The organism is Streptomyces sp. ATCC 21386 (assembly GCF_018728545.1).
Classification (GTDB): Bacteria; Actinomycetota; Actinomycetes; order Streptomycetales; family Streptomycetaceae; genus Streptomyces.
On the sequence record NZ_JAAVVL010000001.1, the window covers coordinates 994,120 to 1,012,745 of the forward strand.

At 73.5% G+C, this 18,626-nt stretch carries 9 protein-coding genes; 6 read left to right on the top strand and 3 right to left on the bottom strand.

The annotated features are described in order from the left end of the window. Positions 1-341: 341 nt before the first annotated feature. A complete protein-coding gene (locus GWK25_RS04470) occupies positions 342-1,550 on the bottom strand; it encodes a nucleotide sugar dehydrogenase (RefSeq protein ID WP_215448572.1) in 1,209 nt (402 codons plus the stop codon). Positions 1,551-1,841: 291 nt separating this feature from the next. Between GWK25_RS04470 and GWK25_RS04475 the strand changes: the two genes are divergently transcribed. The 6 genes from GWK25_RS04475 (at position 1,842) to GWK25_RS04500 (ending at position 15,315) form a co-directional block, all read left to right on the top strand. Then, entirely contained in the window at positions 1,842-3,548 is a 1,707-nt protein-coding gene (locus tag GWK25_RS04475) for a glycerol-3-phosphate dehydrogenase/oxidase (RefSeq protein ID WP_215448573.1), read from the top strand. 263 nt (positions 3,549-3,811) lie between these two features. Next, on the top strand, positions 3,812-6,028 hold the full coding sequence (locus GWK25_RS04480; RefSeq protein ID WP_215448574.1) for a serine/threonine-protein kinase: 2,217 nt from the start codon (positions 3,812-3,814) through the stop codon (positions 6,026-6,028). A 457-nt stretch (positions 6,029-6,485) separates the two neighbouring features. Further along, the gene (locus GWK25_RS04485; protein ID WP_215448575.1) at positions 6,486-9,239 is read left to right on the top strand and encodes a protein kinase; all 2,754 of its coding nucleotides are present in this window, start codon (positions 6,486-6,488) and stop codon (positions 9,237-9,239) included. A gap of 217 nt (positions 9,240-9,456) precedes the next feature. Beyond that, positions 9,457-11,262, top strand: coding sequence for a serine/threonine-protein kinase (locus GWK25_RS04490; protein WP_215448576.1), 1,806 nt, complete (start codon positions 9,457-9,459; stop codon positions 11,260-11,262). Between the two features lie 241 nt (positions 11,263-11,503). Then, a complete protein-coding gene (locus GWK25_RS04495; protein WP_215448577.1) occupies positions 11,504-13,366 on the top strand; it encodes a serine/threonine-protein kinase in 1,863 nt (620 codons plus the stop codon). Between the two features lie 92 nt (positions 13,367-13,458). Continuing rightward, entirely contained in the window at positions 13,459-15,315 is a 1,857-nt protein-coding gene (locus tag GWK25_RS04500) for a serine/threonine-protein kinase (RefSeq protein WP_215448578.1), read from the top strand. 42 nt (positions 15,316-15,357) lie between these two features. On the opposite strand, the gene GWK25_RS04505 is transcribed toward GWK25_RS04500, so the two are convergent. Both GWK25_RS04505 and GWK25_RS04510 read right to left on the bottom strand, forming a co-directional pair. Then, positions 15,358-17,604, bottom strand: coding sequence for a glycosyltransferase family 4 protein (locus GWK25_RS04505; RefSeq protein WP_215448579.1), 2,247 nt, complete (start codon positions 17,602-17,604; stop codon positions 15,358-15,360). Between the two features lie 5 nt (positions 17,605-17,609). Continuing rightward, complete coding sequence (locus GWK25_RS04510; protein ID WP_215448580.1) at positions 17,610-18,515, bottom strand: alpha/beta hydrolase; 906 nt, start codon at positions 18,513-18,515, stop codon at positions 17,610-17,612. Positions 18,516-18,626: the final 111 nt, after the last annotated feature.

The window sequence follows — 18,626 nt, forward strand, 5'->3', positions numbered from 1 at the left end:
GTCCGGACCCCGCCCTCGGGGCCCGGCCCGATTCCGACGGACCGTCCACCGGGCTAATGGGCGGTGTCGTGGAAGGGGGCGCCCATGGGACGTCACCGCAAGCCCACCCGCTGGGACCGAGTCCGTCTTCGGATGGTGCAGTGCCGGAGGAGGTGGATCTTGCGGATTTTCGGATGGTGAGCGGCCGCCCCCATACGGACTAGGGGCGGACACTCCGTGATCCATCCAGGAGCCTGCCGCAGCAGCCACTGCGGTGGGCTCCACCTGTTTCCGTACGGTACCGGGGTGGGGCGGGGTCTGCCACCAGCCCCGGAGGCCGGGGTCGCGTCGTGCGCCCCCTCTCACAACCTGTGCGCCGCCCCCGTGGGCGTGGCCCCCCGGGTGTCCAGCAGCAGTTGCGCCTTCACCGACAGGCCCTGGAGGTCGTAGGTGCGGTGTTGCTGGAGGAGGATCGTCAGGTCGGCGTCGGCGGTGGCCTCGTAGAGGGAGTCGGCGCGGGGGATGGGGCGGTCGAGGACGCTCCAGGTCGGGACGTGCGGGTCGTGGTAGCTGACGTGGGCCCCGAGTTCGATGAGGCGGCGGGCGATCTCGTCGGCGGGCGTGCCCTGTTGGTCGGGGACGTCGGGCTTGTAGGTGACGCCGAGCAGGAGGACGCGGGCGCCCCGGGCCGACTTGCCGTGTTCGTTGAGGAGGGTCGCGGCGCGCTGGACGACGTACTGGGGCATGCGGTGGTTGACGCGCTGGGCCAGTTCGACCATGCGGAGGGAGCGGGGGGCGTGGCCCGCGAGGTCCTGGGGGAGGGCGTGGCCGCCGACGCCGGGGCCGGGGCGGAACGCCTGGAAGCCGAAGGGCTTGGTCTCGGCGCAGCGGATGACGTCCCAGAGGTCGACGTTCAGGTCGTGGCAGAGGGCGGCCATCTCGTTGACCAGGGCGATGTTGACGTGACGGTAGTTGGTCTCCAGGAGGTGGACCGTCTCCGCCTCGCGCAGGCCACGCGCGCGGACCACCTTGTCGGTGAGGCGGCCGTAGAACGCCGCCGCCGATTCCGTGCAGGCGGGGGTGAGGCCGCCGATCACCTTGGGGATGTTGGCGGGGCCGTAGGCGCGGTTGCCCGGGTCGACGCGGGCCGGGGAGTAGGCGAGATGGAAGTCGCGGCCCGCGCGGAGGCCCGAGCCCTCTTCGAGGAGGGGGCGCAGGAGGTCCCCGGTGGTGCCCGGCGGGACCGGGGATTCCAGGATGACCGTGGTGTGCGGGCGCAGCCGGGCGGCCAGCGTGCGGGCGGCCTCCTCGACCTGGGTGAGGTCGAGCGAGCCGTCTGCGCCGAGTGGGGCCGGGGCGCAGATGACGGCCGTACGGACGCGGCCGAGTTCGGCGGGGCTGGTGGTGGGCTTGAAGCCGCGGGCCAGCATGCGGCGGAGCTCGCCGGGGGTGAGGGAGCCGGAATCGGGCCCGGTGCGGTAACCGAGCGTGGCGATGCCGGCGGCGACGGCGGCCTGGGCCAGCGGAAGCCCCAACTGGCCGAGTCCGATCACGGCGAGATCTGCGGGCATGGCGGGGCCGTCCTTCCCAGTAACCGAAGCGGGACAGGCGCGCAAGCCCGGTGGTCTGGATGAGCGAGCGCAATGTCACATTAGGCGGAAATATGACCGATATGCGGGATTGGGGAGTTGTTTTTCTGTGCGCGTCCTGCGGAGTTATCCACAGGCTGGGGGCCGGTGGTGGCCGAAGTCGGACAACGCGGTCAGAATTTTGGGCAGGGGATGCGAGAGGGACGAAAGAGCTGGGTCTCGCCGACGGGTACGGACGGATGAGGCCGACGCGACGGACAGCGGGAGGCAGCGGTGAGGACAGCGGCACTGGGACCGGCGCAGCGCGTCGAGTCACTGGCGGGTATGGCCGAGCGCGAGCTGGACGTGCTGGTCGTGGGTGGTGGCGTGGTCGGTGCGGGCACGGCCCTGGACGCCGTGACCCGCGGTCTGTCCACGGGCCTGGTCGAGGCACGTGACTGGGCGTCGGGCACCTCCAGCCGGTCCAGCAAGCTGATCCACGGCGGTCTGCGCTATCTGGAGATGCTCGACTTCGCCCTCGTCCGGGAGGCCCTCAAGGAGCGGGGTTTGCTGCTGGAGCGGCTGGCCCCCCATCTGGTGAAGCCCGTGCCCTTCCTCTATCCCCTGCAGCACAAGGGCTGGGAGCGGTGGTACGCGGGCTCGGGCGTCGCGCTGTACGACGGGATGTCCATGGCGCGCGAGCACGGGCGCGGGCTGCCGATCCATCGTCATCTGACCCGTCGCCACGCCCTGCGGATCGCCCCCTGCTTGAAGAAGGACGCGCTCGTCGGGGCGTTGCAGTACTACGACGCCCAGATGGACGACGCCCGGTACGTCGCCACCATGGTCCGCACGGCCGCGTCGTACGGGGCGAAGGTCGCCAACCGCGCGCGGGTGGCCGGGTTCCTGCGGGAGGGCGAGCGGGTCGTCGGGGCCAGGGTGCAGGACGTCGAGGGCGGCGGGGAGTACGAGATCCGCGCCCGGCAGGTGGTGAACGCGACCGGGGTGTGGACCGACGACACCCAGGCGATGGTGGGCGAGCGGGGCCAGTTCCACGTACGGGCCTCCAAGGGCATCCATCTGGTCGTACCGAAGGACCGGATCCACTCCACGACCGGGCTGATCCTGCGGACCGAGAAGTCCGTGCTGTTCGTCATCCCCTGGGGACGGCACTGGATCGTGGGCACCACGGACACCGACTGGGACCTCGACAAGGCGCATCCGGCGGCGTCCAGCGCGGACATCGACTATCTGCTGGAGCGGGTGAACTCGGTCCTGGCGGTGCCGCTGACGCGGGACGACGTGCAGGGGGTGTACGCCGGGCTGCGGCCGTTGCTCGCGGGGGAGTCGGACGCCACCAGCAAGCTCTCGCGGGAGCACATCGTGGCGCATCCGGTGCCGGGGCTGGTCGTGGTGGCCGGCGGCAAGTACACGACGTACCGGGTCATGGCCAAGGACGCGGTGGACGCGGCCGTGCACGGGCTCGACCAGCGGGTCGCGGAGTGTGTCACCGAGGACGTGCCGCTGCTGGGGGCCGAGGGGTACCGGGCGCTGTGGAACGCGCGGGCGCGGATCGCGGCGAGCACCGGGTTGCACGTGGTGCGGGTGGAGCATCTGCTGAACCGGTACGGGTCGGCCACCGAGGAGGTGCTCGAACTGATCGCCTCCGATGCCTCGCTGGGGGAGCCGCTGGGGGCGGCCGACGACTATCTGCGGGCCGAGGTGGTGTACGCGGCCTCGCACGAGGGGGCGCGGCATCTCGACGACGTGCTCACGCGGCGGACGCGGATCTCGATCGAGACGTTCGACCGGGGGACGCGCAGTGCGCGGGAGACGGCGGAGTTGATGGCTCCGGTGCTCGGGTGGGACAAGGACCAGATCGAGCGGGAGGTTCAGCACTACGAGAAGAGGGTGGAGGCGGAGCGGGAGTCGCAGCGGCAGCCGGATGACCTGACGGCGGACGCCGCGCGGTTGGGGGCGCCGGACATCGTGCCGCTGTAGTCGGCCACCGTGCCGCCGCTGTGGTTGCATCCGCCCTCGGCGCCCTCGCCGCCCTCGCCGCCCTTGCCCGTCCCACCCGGGCTGGACGGGGCTGCTCTGATTCTGCGTCGGCCTCAGAAACGGGGCCCTGGTGGTGAAGTGTGGGTGGGTGTGGTGAGGGGCTTGGAGGTGGCGTGGCCGGTTGAGGGGGGCCCTGGGCGTGGGGCGGTTGGCGGGTGGGTGACAATGGAGGCTCTGTCAGGGCGGGTTGTATGAGGGGACGCATGTCGGAGGCGGAGCGGGCTGGGGAATCCCGTCAGGACAAGGACGCACGTCTCCTCGCCGGTCGGTACCGGCTGGGAGGGGTGCTCGGTCGCGGCGGCATGGGCACGGTGTGGCGTGCCATGGACGAGACGTTGGGCCGTACGGTCGCCGTCAAGGAGTTGAGGTTCCCGTCGAGCATCGACGAGGACGAGAAACGGCGGCTCATCACACGCACGCTGCGCGAGGCCAAGGCGATCGCGCGGATCCGGAACAACGCCGCCGTGACGGTGTTCGACGTCGTCCACGAGGACGACCGGCCGTGGATCGTCATGGAACTCGTCGAGGGCAAGTCGCTCGCCGAGGTCATCCGTGAGGACGGCGTCCTCGAACCGAGGCGCGCCGCCGAGGTGGGGCTCGCCATCCTCGACGTGCTGCGCGCCGCGCACCGCGAGGGCATCCTGCACCGCGATGTGAAGCCGTCCAACGTGCTCATCGACAAGCACGACGGCCGTGTCGTCCTCACCGACTTCGGTATCGCCCAGGTCGAGGGCGACCCCTCCATCACCTCGACCGGCATGCTCGTGGGCGCTCCCTCCTACATCTCGCCGGAGCGGGCGCGCGGGCACAAGCCCGGGCCCGCCGCCGACCTGTGGTCGCTCGGCGGTCTGCTCTACGCGGCGGTCGAGGGGGTGCCGCCCTACGACAAGGGTTCGGCCATAGCGACACTGACCGCGGTGATGACCGAGCCGGTGCCGCAGCCGAAGCGCGCCGGTGCCCTGAAAGACGTCATCTTCGGCCTGCTCACCAAGGACCCCGAGCGACGCCTCGACGACGCCGGCGCACGGGCCATGCTCAACAGTGTGATCCACGCGCCCGACCCGAAGGACGTCGATCCGGTGGACGCCACCCGGGTCGTGCCGTTGCCGCCGGTGCCCGAGGAGCGCCCGAAGAAGGGCGGCTCCGGTGGCGCCGGGGCCAAGGGCGGTGCGGGCGAGCGGGTTCGGGCACCCCGGTGGTCCATGCGGAAGGGGTCGGCCGCGGCTGGGGCCGGGGCCGCCGGTGGGGCCGTGGCCGGCGGAGCCGACACCGGCGTCGGTGCCGCGCGGGGTACCTCCGGTGGGACTTCGGGAGGGGCTTCCGGCGCGGTTTCCGGTGGGCGGGGTGCGAAGTCGCCGGCCTCGGCGGCCGTGACGACGCGGTCCGCGTCCGTCGGAGTGGCGTCCGGGGCCGACAGTGCGACGAAGGGCGGGGGCGCGGCGCAGTCGGCGGGCAAGCCGGCGTCCGGGGCCGTTGATCGCGGCGGGGCGGTACCCGGGCCGCGGCCCGGCGGAGCCGGTCAGGGTGCGGGCCAGGGGAACTCCGTCTCGACGGGGCGTACTTCGGGGTGGCCCGAGATGACGCCGCCGGATCTGCCGCCGCGGCCGGTGCCCAGGGCGCCGATCACGGACGTGGTGTCGCGGCGGACGCTGGCGGTCATCGCGGTGGCCGTGGCCCTCGTCGTCCTCGGAACCGTCCTGGTGCTCACCCTCGGTGGGGACGACGGCAGTTCGACCGGCAGCAAGGGAGCCGACACCAAGGCGGCCGCGTCCAGCGGGTCGGCGTCGGGGAGCGACGCCGACGGCAAGGACGCGGACAAGGGCAGGGACGAGGACACCGGCAAGGAGAAGGGGTCCGACCCCAGCCCCGACGGGGAGGCGACGGAGGAGGCCACCGGGTCGAGTGGGGTCGGCGGCAGCTCACCGAGCCCTTCGGGCGGGGCGAACGGCGCTGTCAGCGGTGACGGCTCCGGCTCCGGCTCGGGCGGCATCGCGGCCGAGACCTACAAGAGCGCTCAGGGGTTCTCCATCGGGCTGCCCGACGGGTGGAAGTACCAGTCGACGGACGGCGCGGGTGCGCGGTTCTCCGGCCCCGACGGCCAGCGCCTGCTCGTCGGGTGGACGTCCACGCCGAAGAGCGACCCGGTCGCGGACTGGAAGAACCAGGAGCGCTACATGACGCGTTCTCAGTACAAGCGGATCCGAATAGAGGCGGTGGACTACCGGGGCTGGAAGGCGGCCGACTGGGAGTTCACCTACGTGGAGAGCGGGACGAAGAACCGGTCGATCGACCGGGGGTTCGTCGTCGACTCGCAGCAGGGATACGCGCTGATGTACACCGCGAAGGCCGCGAAGTGGAGCGGAGAGCTGCGCAAGGACACCTGGCGGACGTTCACGAAGACGTTCGAGCCGAAGGCGTAGGGCGTAGGGCGTAACGCGCAGCGCGCGGAGCGGATCGGGCCCGGGGCCGGATCGGGCACCAGACGGATCGGGCACCGGGAGTAGGGCCTCGCGCTCGGTGGGTGGGGGCGCGTGCCGGTGGGTGTTGTGCGCCGGTGTGTTGAGGGCGAGGGCTCTGTGCGGACCCGTGCCTCGGTTCGGGGCGCCGCACGGGGGCGTGCGGGTGCGAGAGGCGGGGCGAGGCGGCTCCGTATGAGCTCAGCTCCGGGAGTTGTGCCCGCCGGGTGAGTTCGGGGACGGGTCTTCCGGGGAAGATCGGATGCGTTCGAGCGCATTCGAGACGAACGAGATATCGCATCGAGTCAATGTGAGTTGCCTCCGGCACGTATCGTGAAGGGCTGCGGATCGTACGCATCCAGCACGGAACAGGTCGCTGGGCGAGCGGAATCGACCAACCGGGCGGTCGGGGGAGGGCATCGTGGACGCATACGCGGGGCGAGTACTCGCCGACCGCTATCGCCTGCCGCTGCCACCCTCCGACGAGTACGAACTCGCCGCCGAGATACGGGCCTTCGACACCTACAGCGGACAGGAAGTGCTGGTCCGGCAGGTGCCGCTGCCCGAGGTGGTCGAGGCGGAGGTGCTCGACTCGGACGGTCTGCCGGAGGGGTACGTCGCGCGGGACGGCACGCCGCGCCGGGGCACCGGACGGGCCACGCGCGGGTCCGCCGACCCCGCCGTGCGGCGCGCCATCGAGGCCGCGCAGGCCGCCGCGCAGATCCCCGACCACCCCCGGCTCGACCAGGTCTTCGACGTGTTCGCCGACGGCGGCTCGTTGTGGATAGTGAGCGAACTGGTGTCCGCCCGCACGCTGGAGGCGCTCCTCGCCGAGCAGCCGCTGACGCCGTACCGCGCGGCCGAGGTCGCCGCCGACGTGCTCACCGCGCTGCGGGCGCTGCACGCGCACGGCTGGGTCCACCGGAACATCACCGCCCGCACGGTCCTGGTCTGCGACGACGGCCGGGTGATGCTGACCGGGCTGGCCGCCGGGGCGGCGGAAGAGGCGCTGTGCGGGTACGACCCGGTACCCGCGCGGGAGTACGAGGACAGGCCGCCCCCGGCACCCGGCGGTGGCGCGGGAGCGCCTGCCGGGCCCGGCGCGGGGCAGGGGCCACGGCAGGTCCCGGTGCCGCCCGGCGGGGTGCGGGACGCACGACGTGGCCCGGTGCCGCCCGGCGGGGTTCCCGGGGCCCGCGGCGGCGCGCTGCCCGCGAGTGGCGGCGGTACGTTCGGCGGTGCCCGGGGCGGGGTTCCCGGGGGCGCGGTCGAGGATCCCGAGGCCGCTCGGCGGGCCGCGATAGAGGCGCGGGCGGCCGGGAGCGCGGCCCCGGGGGCGGATCCCTCCGGAGGGCAGCGCGCGCTGGAGGCCGGCGGGGACGCGCGTGCGGCGCGGGCGGGTGCCATCGCGGCGTACCGGGCTGGTGCGCGGGCCGCGGCCCGCGTGCAGGACGACCAACACGGCGGGACGGGAACGGGGTTGCCCGCCCAGCGGTCGGCGCCGCAGGACCGGGCGCCCGGGGCAGGACCGGACAGCGGCGCGGCGACGCGCCCGGTGCCGTTGCACCAGATCGCCGACCCCTACGGCGTCCTCGCGAACGGCGGTGCCACGAGCGCCTGGCACGGCGCCCTGCCGCGCGGCGGGACGACCACGCCCGGCGCCGGCGAGGGCGGGACGCACGACAGCGGCGTTCGCGGCACCCATGGCACGTCCGGTGGCCCCGGCGGAGGCGCGGTGGGTGACGCGCCGTACGGCGGTGGGGCGGTCGGCGGTGCGAGGGCCGGCGGGGCCGACTCCGACGCCGTGCCCGGTGCGCCGGTTCCCGTGGGTGTGACGGATGCCGTCCCGTGGGGCGGTGCCGGGGCCGGAGCCGCCCCACGGCGAGGCCCCGCGACCGCGCTCGCGGCCGAGCGCGCGCGACAGGCGCGGATGGCCGTGGTGGGACCGGTCACGGAGCGATGGGCGCCGGAGCAGGCCGGACCGGTGCACGAGAACTGGCAGTTGGCCGCGCCGATCGGACCGGCCACGGACCTGTGGGCGCTCGGCGCGCTGCTGTTCCGGGCCGTTCAGGGACACGCGCCGTACCCGGAGGAGAACACCGCCGAGCTGGTGCAGATGGTGTGCGCCGAGCCGCCCGCGTTCGCCGAGGAGTGCGGACCGCTGCGTCCGGTCGTGGAGTCGCTGCTGCGGCAGGACCCCACGGAGCGGCTGGACTTCGAGGAACTGCGCGGCTGGCTGCGCTCCCTGGTGCGGTCGGCGCCCGAACCCGAGGCCGGAACGCACGTCGTGCCCGCCCCGCCCGTCGACGCGAGCAGGCTGCCGATCGTACGGCGGCGCGGCGAACTCGTCCGCAGACGACGGGCCGGGCTGCCCGCGACCAGCGCGCACGCCCGCCACAAGCGCACCCGCCAGGACAGGCGGCCCCAGCCCCGCAAGCTGGGCCGGAACCTGCTCCTGCTGATCCTGCTCGCGCTGGCCGCCGCCATCACGTACGCCATGGTGTTCATGCCGAAGGCCACGCCGAGCAGCCAGGGCAGCGACACGGGCAGCCGTACGGACAGCGCCGGGCGGCCGAGTTCGGCACCGGAGGCGAGCGGTGACTCCCGGCCCGGTCAGAACTCGAGTTCGCCCGACGGAGGCGAGGAGGGCGAGAGCGACGCGAGCCCCTCGCCGTCGGAGTCGTCCGGGTCCACCCAGACGCAGACCGGGGATCCCGATGTCGCCCAGGGGTTCACCCTGCGCAAGGACCCCGACGGGTTCCAGGTGGCCGTCGCCACCGGCTGGGACCGCGCCGGCAAGAACGGGCGCGGCCAGATCGTCTACTCCCAGGGCGGCTTCGAGCTGATCGTCGTCCCCGGGCGGGACAGCGCGGCGACGTACGGCAGCGATCCGCTGAAGTACCAGCGGGAGGACGAGCGCGAGTTGCAGCCCTTCCGTGACTCGACCTGGGCCACCTCCACCGGTATGCGGCTGGTCGAGGTGGGCGGGGTGACCTCGGCCGAGGGACAGTTCACCTGGCAGGACGCCGAGGGGCGCGGTGTCTTCGTACGGAACCTCGCGATCCTGCTCGACGGGCGGTACCACGTGGTGCAGGTGCGCGGGCCGGAGGCGGAGCGGGACGAGGTGACCCGGCTGTACGAGCAGGCGGCGGCCACGTACAAGGCGACCGGCTGAGCGGCCACGTACGAGACGACCGGCTGAGCGGCCACGTACGAGACGACCGGCTGAGCGGGGGAGGTCGCTGTTCGGCAAGGCGGCGGAAGGTTGCGCTCCGTTCGCGGAAGCGAGAACCGTCACAGTGCGGTCTCTGTGCGGCCCGGCCGGTTCCCCGGGCCGTGACCCGCTCCCTACTCTGACCCTGTCAAGAACATTGCGGGGCAACGTGAATCAGATGCAGGGCCAGCTCCTCGCGGAGCGCTACCGGCTCGTCGACACCATCGGCAGCGGTGGCATGGGACGGGTCTGGCGTGCGCACGATGAGGTGCTGCACCGGGCCGTCGCGGTCAAGGAGTTGACGGCCGCGCTCTACGTCTCGGAGAGCGAGCAGGCCATCCTGTTGCGGCGGACCCGGGCCGAGGCGCGCGCGGCTGCGCGGATCAACCACTCGGCCGTCGTCACCGTGCACGACGTGCTGGAGCACGACAACCGGCCGTGGATCGTCATGGAGTTGGTTGAGGGCGTCTCGCTGGCCGACGCCGTGCGGGACCGGGGGCGGGTGGAGGCCCGCGAGGCGGCGCGGATCGGTGTGTGGGTGCTGCGCGCGCTGCGGGCCGCCCACCGGGCCGGTGTGCTGCACCGCGACGTGAAGCCGGGGAACGTGCTGCTCGCCGAGGACGGCCGGGTCATGCTGACCGACTTCGGTATCGCGCAGGTCGAGGGCGACACCACCATCACCCGCACCGGCGAGATCGTCGGTTCCGTCGACTACATCGCCCCCGAGCGGGTGCGCGGGCACGAGCCCGGTCCCGCCTCCGACCTGTGGTCCCTGGGCGCCACCCTGTACACGGCGGTGGAGGGCAAGTCGCCGTTCCGGCGCACCACTCCGCTCACCACGATGCAGGCCGTGGTGAGCGAGGAGGCCGACGAACCGGCGGACGCCGGGGCGCTCGGGCCCGTCATCGCCGCGCTGCTGTGCAAGGACCCGGCCGTACGGCCCGGCTCGGACGAGGCCGAGCAGATGCTCGCCGAGGCGGCGGAGGGGCGGTGGCCCCGGGCGGCACAGGCGTATCTGACGACTCGGGAGCATCGGGAGCATCGGGAGCAGACGGCGGGTGCGGCTGCCGGGGGTGAGGGCTCGGGCGGTCCGGAGGACCGGGGCGGCGCGAACTTCGGCGAGGCGGACGGCACGGGACGTCCGCAGGATGCGGCTGGAGCGCATGGTTGGGCTGAAGCCCATGGTTCGGGTGGGACGAATGGTGCGGGTGGGCTAGGCACACACGGCGCGCACCGCACACATGGCACGCACGGCACACACGGTGCGCACGCGCTGGAGTACACCACCGGGGCCCCGGTCGCGGGACCCTATCAGTCGGGCTCCTCCGGGGCGCCCGTCGCGTCCAGCGGCAAGCGGCGCCGTCGGGGGCGTACGGTCGCGCTCGTGCTGGCGCTGGCCGTGCTGGCCGGTGGCGGCGGAGCCGTCGCGCTTCAGTACGCGGACGGATGGTGGCCCGGGAGCGGCGCCTCTGCCGGGGCTGACGGTTCGGGCGGGTCGGAGGAGGACGGGGACCAGCCGGCGGACGGAGTGCCCGAGGGGTGGGAGCGGGTCGAGGACCCGGAGGGCTTCAGCCTCGCGCTGCCCAAGGGGTGGAAGCGGCAGGTCGAGGGCTCGCAGATCGACTACACGCCCGACGGCGGTGAGCACTTCCTCCGCGTCGCCGTGGACGACTCGCCCGACTTCGACAGCCCGTACCACCACCAGCTCGACCTGGAGGAGCAGGTGCGGACGCGGCCGGAATACAAGCAGGTCAGCTTGGAGGAGAACATCTTCCGCGACCGGCCGGGCGCGCTGTGGGACTTCACGTGGACCGCGCCGAAGGACACGAAGTTCCCCGGGCCGCGCCGGGCGATCGAGCAGATGTACCTCTCCCGGGACGGCGTCGAGTACACGATCTACATGTCCGCGCCGGCCGGGGACTGGAAGACGGCCGAGGAGCAGTTCTACGCGGTGCTGCGCAGCTGGCGGCCGGCGGACCGCTGAGCCCGACCGGGCACGACCGGGCACGACCGGGCGAGTCTGCCGGGGGCACCGCCTCCTGACACGCGGACACTCGCGCCCTCGGGGCCGCGTCGCTCAGCGCCCCTTCTGCCGCCTGAATCCGCCGGCTCTCGGGCCCCGCGCGGCGCTCGCAAGGTGCTCGTGAGACGTGTGTGCGGCGCTTGTCGGCCAGCCCGTCGCAGGGCAGCGGAGGGTTCGGGTCCGGTGCGGCATGATGGGGCGCATGGGGACCGAGGGGGAGAGCGTCCGTGTCATAGCCGGGCGTTACCGGCTGGAGGCCAGGATCGGCCGCGGCGGTATGGGGATCGTGTGGCGCGCCACCGACCAGCTCCTCGGTCGGCAGGTGGCGGTCAAGGAACTCGCCCTGGACGACTCGCTCCCCGAGGAACGGTCCCGGGAGCGGCGCGAGCGCACCCTGCGGGAGGCGCGGGCGGTCGCCCGGCTCGGGCACCCGCACATCATCGTCGTGCACGACGTCGTCGAGCAGGACGAACGCCCGTACATCGTCATGGAGTTGATCGACGGCGGCTCGCTCGCGGAGCGGATCGAGGAGCGGGGGCCCGTCGACGCGCGGGAGGCCGCGCGGATCGGGATCGCCCTGCTGGGCGCGTTGCGCCGGGCGCACGACGCCGGAGTTCTGCACCGCGACCTCAAGCCCGCGAACGTCCTGATCGAGACCGGCACCGACCGGGTCGTCCTCACCGACTTCGGTATCGCCCAGGTGGCAGGGGCGCCCACGCTCACCGAGAGCGGGTCCTTCGTCGGCTCGCCCGAGTACACCGCCCCGGAGCGGATGTCCGGGGTCCGCACCGGCCCGGAGTCCGACCTGTGGTCGCTGGGCGCGCTGCTGTGCGCCGTGCTCAGCGGGGAATCGCCGTTCCGGCGTGACTCGTTGGGCGGGATCCTGCACGCGGTCGTCGTCGACGAGATCCGGCCGCCCGCGCAGGCCGCGCCGCTGCTTCCCGTCGTACGGGGGCTGCTGGAGCGTGATCCGGACCTGCGGCTCGACGCGGCGGAGGCCGAGCGGATGCTGCGGGCCTTCCGGGAGACGGGCCGGACTCCGCGGACGACCAGGAACCCGAGGACGTCGCACGGCTACACCCCGACCCGGCGCGACGTGCCTCGTCCGGGCCGGGACGCGCGGCGTACGGCTGCCGCGGCCGGAGGCGCGGGGCACGCCGGGTCCGCCGCCCCGGACGTCACGGCGGCCGGTGGCGGACAGTCGTCGGCGGACCCGGGCGGACCCGGTGCGCCGACGGCCGGGGAGCGGCCCGAGGAGGGGCGCCCGACGCACTCCACACGGAGCGTGCTGGTCGCGGCCGCGCTGGTGGCGGCGATGGCCGGGGCCGGCGTCTCGGCGGCGGCACTGCTGATGCGCGAGGGGGGCGGTGGGGGCGGCACACCCGGCAGTTCGGCACCGCGGACCCCGGGCGTGTCGAGCACGGCGGGCGAGTCGGGAGGGTCGGGTGGCGAGGGAGAGCCGGGGGCGACGGGTGAGTCGGGACAGTCCGGCTCGCCGAGCACTCCGCACACGTCGGGCGCGCCGAGCTCCTCGGGCGGGTCCGGGGGGCCCGGCGGCACAGCCGGTACATCGGGCGACGCCACGCCCACCGTGACACGCTCCCGGGCCGCCACCGCGCCGAGCGTGCCCTCGGGGTACCGGCTCGCCCGGGACGAGCGGGGCTTCAGCCTCGCGGTGCCGGACGACTTCACGCGGGAGCCGCAGGGGGAGCGGGTCTTCTACATGTCGCCGGGGCGGGTGGTCCGGATCGGCGTCAAACTCGACGACCCGCAGGAGGGCGGGCCCGCCGGGGTGATGCGGCGCGCCCATGCGAAGGGGCCCTCCACGAACCCCGGTTACCGCGACGGCCGCGTCACCGAGACCACGCACGACGGGCGGCCGGCCGCGCTCTGGGAGTTCACCTGGGACGGCTTCAGCGCGGCGGAGGGACCCCGGCACACGTACGACCTGTGCTGGGAGCGGGACGGGCGACTGTACGACGTGTGGGTGTCGGCGCCGGTCGGGAGGGTGAGCGAGGCGAAGGAGTACTTCGACGTGGCGGTGGACACGTTCGTACGTAACTAAAGCGGAAATAAGTGGTATTCCGCGTCACGGGTCTGTGACCGGAAAGCGGCGGGGGTGGCTGCCGAAGCCCTTGCCGCGATACAGATGAACATATGAGCAGCAACGGGGGCGCCCCTTACGGAACAGGGCCTGGGCCCGGCTACGGAGCCGACGAGCCGACGAGTTTCGGACTGCAACCGCCGCAGCCGAGCGCGCCGTACCCCGGGAACCCGTACGCGCAGCCGCCCCGGCCCGCGGACCGGCCCACGCCGCCCTCGGCGCCGCAGGCACAGCCGCAGGACCAGGCACAACCGCAGGCGCAGGCCCAGCCGCAGTCGCATCAGCAGCCGCAGTCCCCGCCGCAGCACGCGCAGGCGGCTCGCCCCGTACCGCCCTCGCAGGCGGCGCAATCCGCGCCTGCCGGACAGGACCCCGGCACCGGGCGGCTGATCGCCGGTCGCTACCGGCTGCTCGCCAAGCTCGGGCACGGCGGTATGGGCACGGTGTGGCGGGCGCAGGACGAGACGGTGGACCGGGAGGTCGCCGTCAAGGAGCCCCGCGTACCCGACCACCTTCCCGAGCGTGAACGGGCCAACGCCTTCGAGCGGATGCGCCGCGAGGCCCGCGCGGCGGCCCGGCTCGATCATCCGTCGGTCGTGAACGTGCACGATGTGGCGGTCGTCGACGGCCGGCCGTGGATCGTCATGGAGCTGGTACGGGGGCGCTCGCTGGGCGACGCGCTGCAGGAGGGCACCCTCGGCACCCGTGACGCGGCGAGAATCGGCCTCGACGTGCTCGGCGCGCTGGAGGCCGCGCACGCGGCGGGCATCCTCCACCGGGACGTCAAGCCCGACAACGTCCTCCTCGGCCGGCACGACCGGGTCGTCCTCACCGACTTCGGTATCGCCCAGATCGAGGGCGAGACCAATCTGACGGACACCGGCGGTTTCGTCGGCTCGCCCGAGTACATCGCCCCCGAGCGCGTGCTCGGCCAGCGCCCCGGGCCCGCGTCGGACCTCTGGTCGCTCGGCGTCGTCCTCTACGCCGCCACGGAGGGCGTGTCGCCCTTCCGGCGCAGCAACACGCCCGCGACCCTGCAGTCCGTGCTCAACGCCACGCCGGCGGCGCCCGCCTCGGCCACCGGCCCGCTCGCCGAGGCCATCAACGGCCTGCTGCAGAAGGACCCCGCGCGCCGTCCGAGCGCCGCCCGTGTCCGCGAGTTGCTGGAGACGGCCGCGAACCCGCCGGCCCCCGCGCCCACCCAGGTGGTCCGGACGGCCGCGGGGATCCGGGCGGGGGAACCCAAGGGCATCAGGATCGGCGCCAAGACCCTCGCCGGGGTCGGCGCGGCGGTCGTCGCTGTGGCGGTCGCCGGACTCGGTGTGCTGGGCGTGGCGGCGGCGGTGACGGCCTACGTGGTGATCGCCGACCCCTTCGCGGGGCCGCTGCCGGACGGCTGGAAGCAGCGCGACCTCGGTACGAAGGTCGCCGCGAGCGTGGGCGTGCCCGGCGACTTCGTGAAGGACCGGTTCGAGCCGGACGAGACCGACGGAACGTTCGCGCAGTACAGCGACCCGAGCGGGCTGATCCGGGTCAACGTCGACCGGGACATCAAGGAGGACGACAAGGAGAACGAGATCCCGGGCGTCGCGCTGGACAGGGCGTACGCCGACTGGGAGCTGGTCAAGGACGGCGAGTACTCGCTGGACGTCGCCGACACCCCCGCGCCGAAGGGGAGGCCGCAGGAGGCCCGGTTCCAGGACCACGAGGCCGCCGAGAACACCATCAGGTACACGACCACGGACAGCCAGGCCCCGCGCCTACGGGAGGCGCGGGTCCTGTACTACAAGGCCGACAACGGCGACATGTACCGGATCTGGATCGACTATCCGGGCAAGGGGCACTTCACCGGGCAGGGCCGCGAGATCGCCCGTACCGTCATCGCGAACCTGAAGATCGACTCGATGTAATCGACTCGATGTAGACGCGGCTTCGCCCCCGATGCGTAGGCCTCACGAGAGCGCGAGGGCCAGGTCGTTGGTGACGGTGAAGAAGAAGCGGGCCTGCGGCACGGATCCGTTCGGTGTGGTCATGGGGACCGCCGGGTACTTGTCGGTGTCCTTGCGGTCCACGATGTCGTCGAACAACCGGCCGAGTCGGATGGGTTCGGCGTCGGGGGCGGGGCGCAGGAACAGGTCCCAGATCACCTTGTCCGGGCCGACGGGGTCCGGCAGGGACGTCAGCCGCGCGCGGAATCCGGGTCGCCCGGCCGCGCCTGTCCGCTCCGCGCCCGTCCGCTCCGTGCCCGTCCGCTCCGTGTGTGTCGCCGGTACCTCGAAGTCCGCCACGTCCTCGCCCCGGGCGACGCCGACCAGCGCCGCGCCCTCGCCGAGCACGGCCCCGTGCAGCACGCCCTCCACGGCGAGCGACCCGTCGTCGACGGGCAGTGCGGTGACCTCGGCGTGCGCGGTGCGGTGGAAGGTGCGCAGCGCCAGGTAGCCGTCCTTGGTGGCGTACGGGATCGACCAGGCGACCGGCGACCGGTCCGGGAGCTCGGCGGTCAACAGGCCGCGCTGCTCGACCAGTCCCGCCCGCACCCGACGGCGTGCCCCGTCCCCGCCCCGCTCGACGTGCAGGTCCCAGCGGCCCTCCGCGAGGGCCGGCTCGTCGCGGCGCAGCGTGGCGGTCCACGGGCTCCTGGGGTCGTCCGGCGTGTCCTGCCGCAGGGGGACGCGCACCTCGTCGCCGGCGTGGCGTCGGCGCAGCACGAGCGTCAGGTCCGCCCCCGACACGCCGGACGCGGCGACGGCGATCCGTACACCGCCGCGCCGGTCGACACGGCAGCCGGCCTTCGGGCGTAAGGGCTTGGGCGCGGTGCTCTCGGCGGAGGGGCGCGGGGGCACGGCCTGCGCGGACTCGGCGGGTGCCTGGGCGGCACCGGCCTTCGCGTCCCCGGCCGTCGGCTCGGTCCCCCCGTCCTCCTCGGCCGGCGTCGAAGGGCGCCATCCCAGTGCCCGGCGTAAGCGGCGGGCCAGTTTGACCGGGGCCGGGGTGCGGGCCTCCTGGAGGTCGGCGATCAGCTGTTCGTACTCCGCGGCGATCGTGCGGGGCGCGTACCGCTTGACGGTCGTGCGGCCGGCGGTGCCGACGCGCTGCCGCAGTTCCGGGTCGTCGATGAGCCGGAGCAGGCCCGCGGCCAGGGCGTTCGGGTCGCCCGGGGTGACGAGGAGGCCGTCGGTGCCGTCGGTGACGATCTCGCCGGGGCCGTGCGGACAGTCGGTGGCCACCACGGGGACACCGGCGTGCATGGCCTCCAGGATGGTCATGCCGAACGACTCCCACTCGGAGCTGACCGCGGCGACGGACGCCTTCGCCCACTCGGTCTCCAACGTGGCCTGGGCGCCCATGAGGAAGACGTGGTCGCCCAGGCCGAGTCTGTCGATCGCGGCGCGCAGGTTCGCGCGCTCCGGGCCCTTGCCGTAGATCCGCAGCCGCCACTCGGGGCGTTCGGCGACGACCTTGGCGAACGCCTCGACGAGCAGGTCGTACCGCTTGACCGGGAACAGGCGCCCGGCGGCGACCACCAACGGCGCGCGCAGGTCGGAGGGTTCGGCCTTGGGCCGGGGCGCGGCGTTGGCGATGTTCGTGATGCGGGTGCGCACGCCGGGCAGGTGCAGACGGTGGTCTTCGGCGTCCCGCGCGGAGACGGTGACGAAGGCGTCCAGGCGCTTGATCGCCGCGTTCTGCGCCTCGCGTACGCCAGGCACGTGGTTGTCGTACGACAGGTGCTCCTGCCCGATGAGCAGCGGGCCCCGGCGGGACGCGCCGGTCGTACCGGAAGTGCCGGACGCGCCGGGTGGGCGGCGCGAGCCGACGGCGCCGTGCCCGGCCAGGGCCACCACGAGCGCCGGGCGGGTCGCGACGACGACATCGGCGTCGGTGGTGTCGAGGAAGGCGCGCAGACGTTCGTCGGTGAGGGCGGTGTAGCGGTGGGCGAGCACCTCGGTGGGCGGGACCACCGCGGAGGGCCGGGACATCAGTTCGTGGCCGCCGTCGTAGGACTCGGCGTCGGGGCGCTCGTCGACGAGCGGGACCAGGCGGACCTTGCCGCTCACCCCGAGCAGGGGGCGGTCCTCGGTGCGTAGGACGGAGACCACCTCCACGTCGTGACGGGTCGCCAGGGCTCCGGCGAGGTTCAGCGTCGAGCGGACGGTGCCGCCGATGGCGTACGCGTTGTGGAGCAGAAAGGTGATCTTCATGGCGCTCAGTGCGTCCTCTCAGCGATCCAACCCAGGACCCGGTCGGCGACCCCCGGCTCCTTCAACAGCGCTCCGCCGTGCGAGGAACCGGCCACCGTCCCCACTGTGACCCCGTTGGCGGGCATGTTGTGGGTGTCCTCCTCGGCGGCTTCGAGGTCGAGCGAGTGCCGGACGGGTACGAAGTCGTCCTCGGAGTGGAGCAGGAACATGGGGGCGTCGTCGCCGCCGGAGGCACGGTTCCTGACGACCATGTCCGACCAGGTGTCCCGGCAACCTGGGTGTGCCGAGGCGGAGTTGTCCGACGTCTCGGGGTGACAGCGGGCCAGGAGCGTGGCGTTGTCGCGCAGTTTGCGCTGCCTGGCGGTCGCGTCACCGGCGTTGCCGTCGCGCCAGGCGCGGTACGGGTCGTTCACGGGGGACAGCGCCACCACGCCGTCGACGCGGAAGGCGCCGGAGCGGTAGGTGGCGACGGCCGTGGCGATCTGGCCGCCCGAGGAGGAGCCCAGCAGGACCAGTCGGTCGGGGTCGAGGTCGAAGTCGGCGGCGTGGCCGCGGATCCAGTCCAGGGCGGACAGCGCGTCGGTCCGCTGGGCCGGCCAGGGGGCATCGATATTCAGCCGGTGGTCGACGGCGAAGACGGCGTACCCGGCGTCCGCGAACCTGCGCGACCAGCCGGCCCAGCCGGTGTCCTCGTACCAGTGGCCGCCGTGCAGGATCACGATGCCCGGCTGCTCCCCTCCCCGGTCCTCACCGGCGGTTTTCCAGTAGGCGTCGAGGGTCTGCCGGGGGTGCGAACCGTAGGCGTGGGAGCTCTCGTTGCGGGCGGCCGCCTCGCTGGCGCGGGTGTCGTGGACGAGCAGCGCGGCAACGACGGCAACGCAAAGAATGAGACAACCCCAGAGCCGACGCACGGCTACCTGCCCTTCGAGTGACCTGACGGCAGGCGACGTCGTACCCGGGCACGGGATCCGACCGAAACGTCCACGGCTTGGGGGCGCCCCACACGGCCTGCTTGCGTGAGC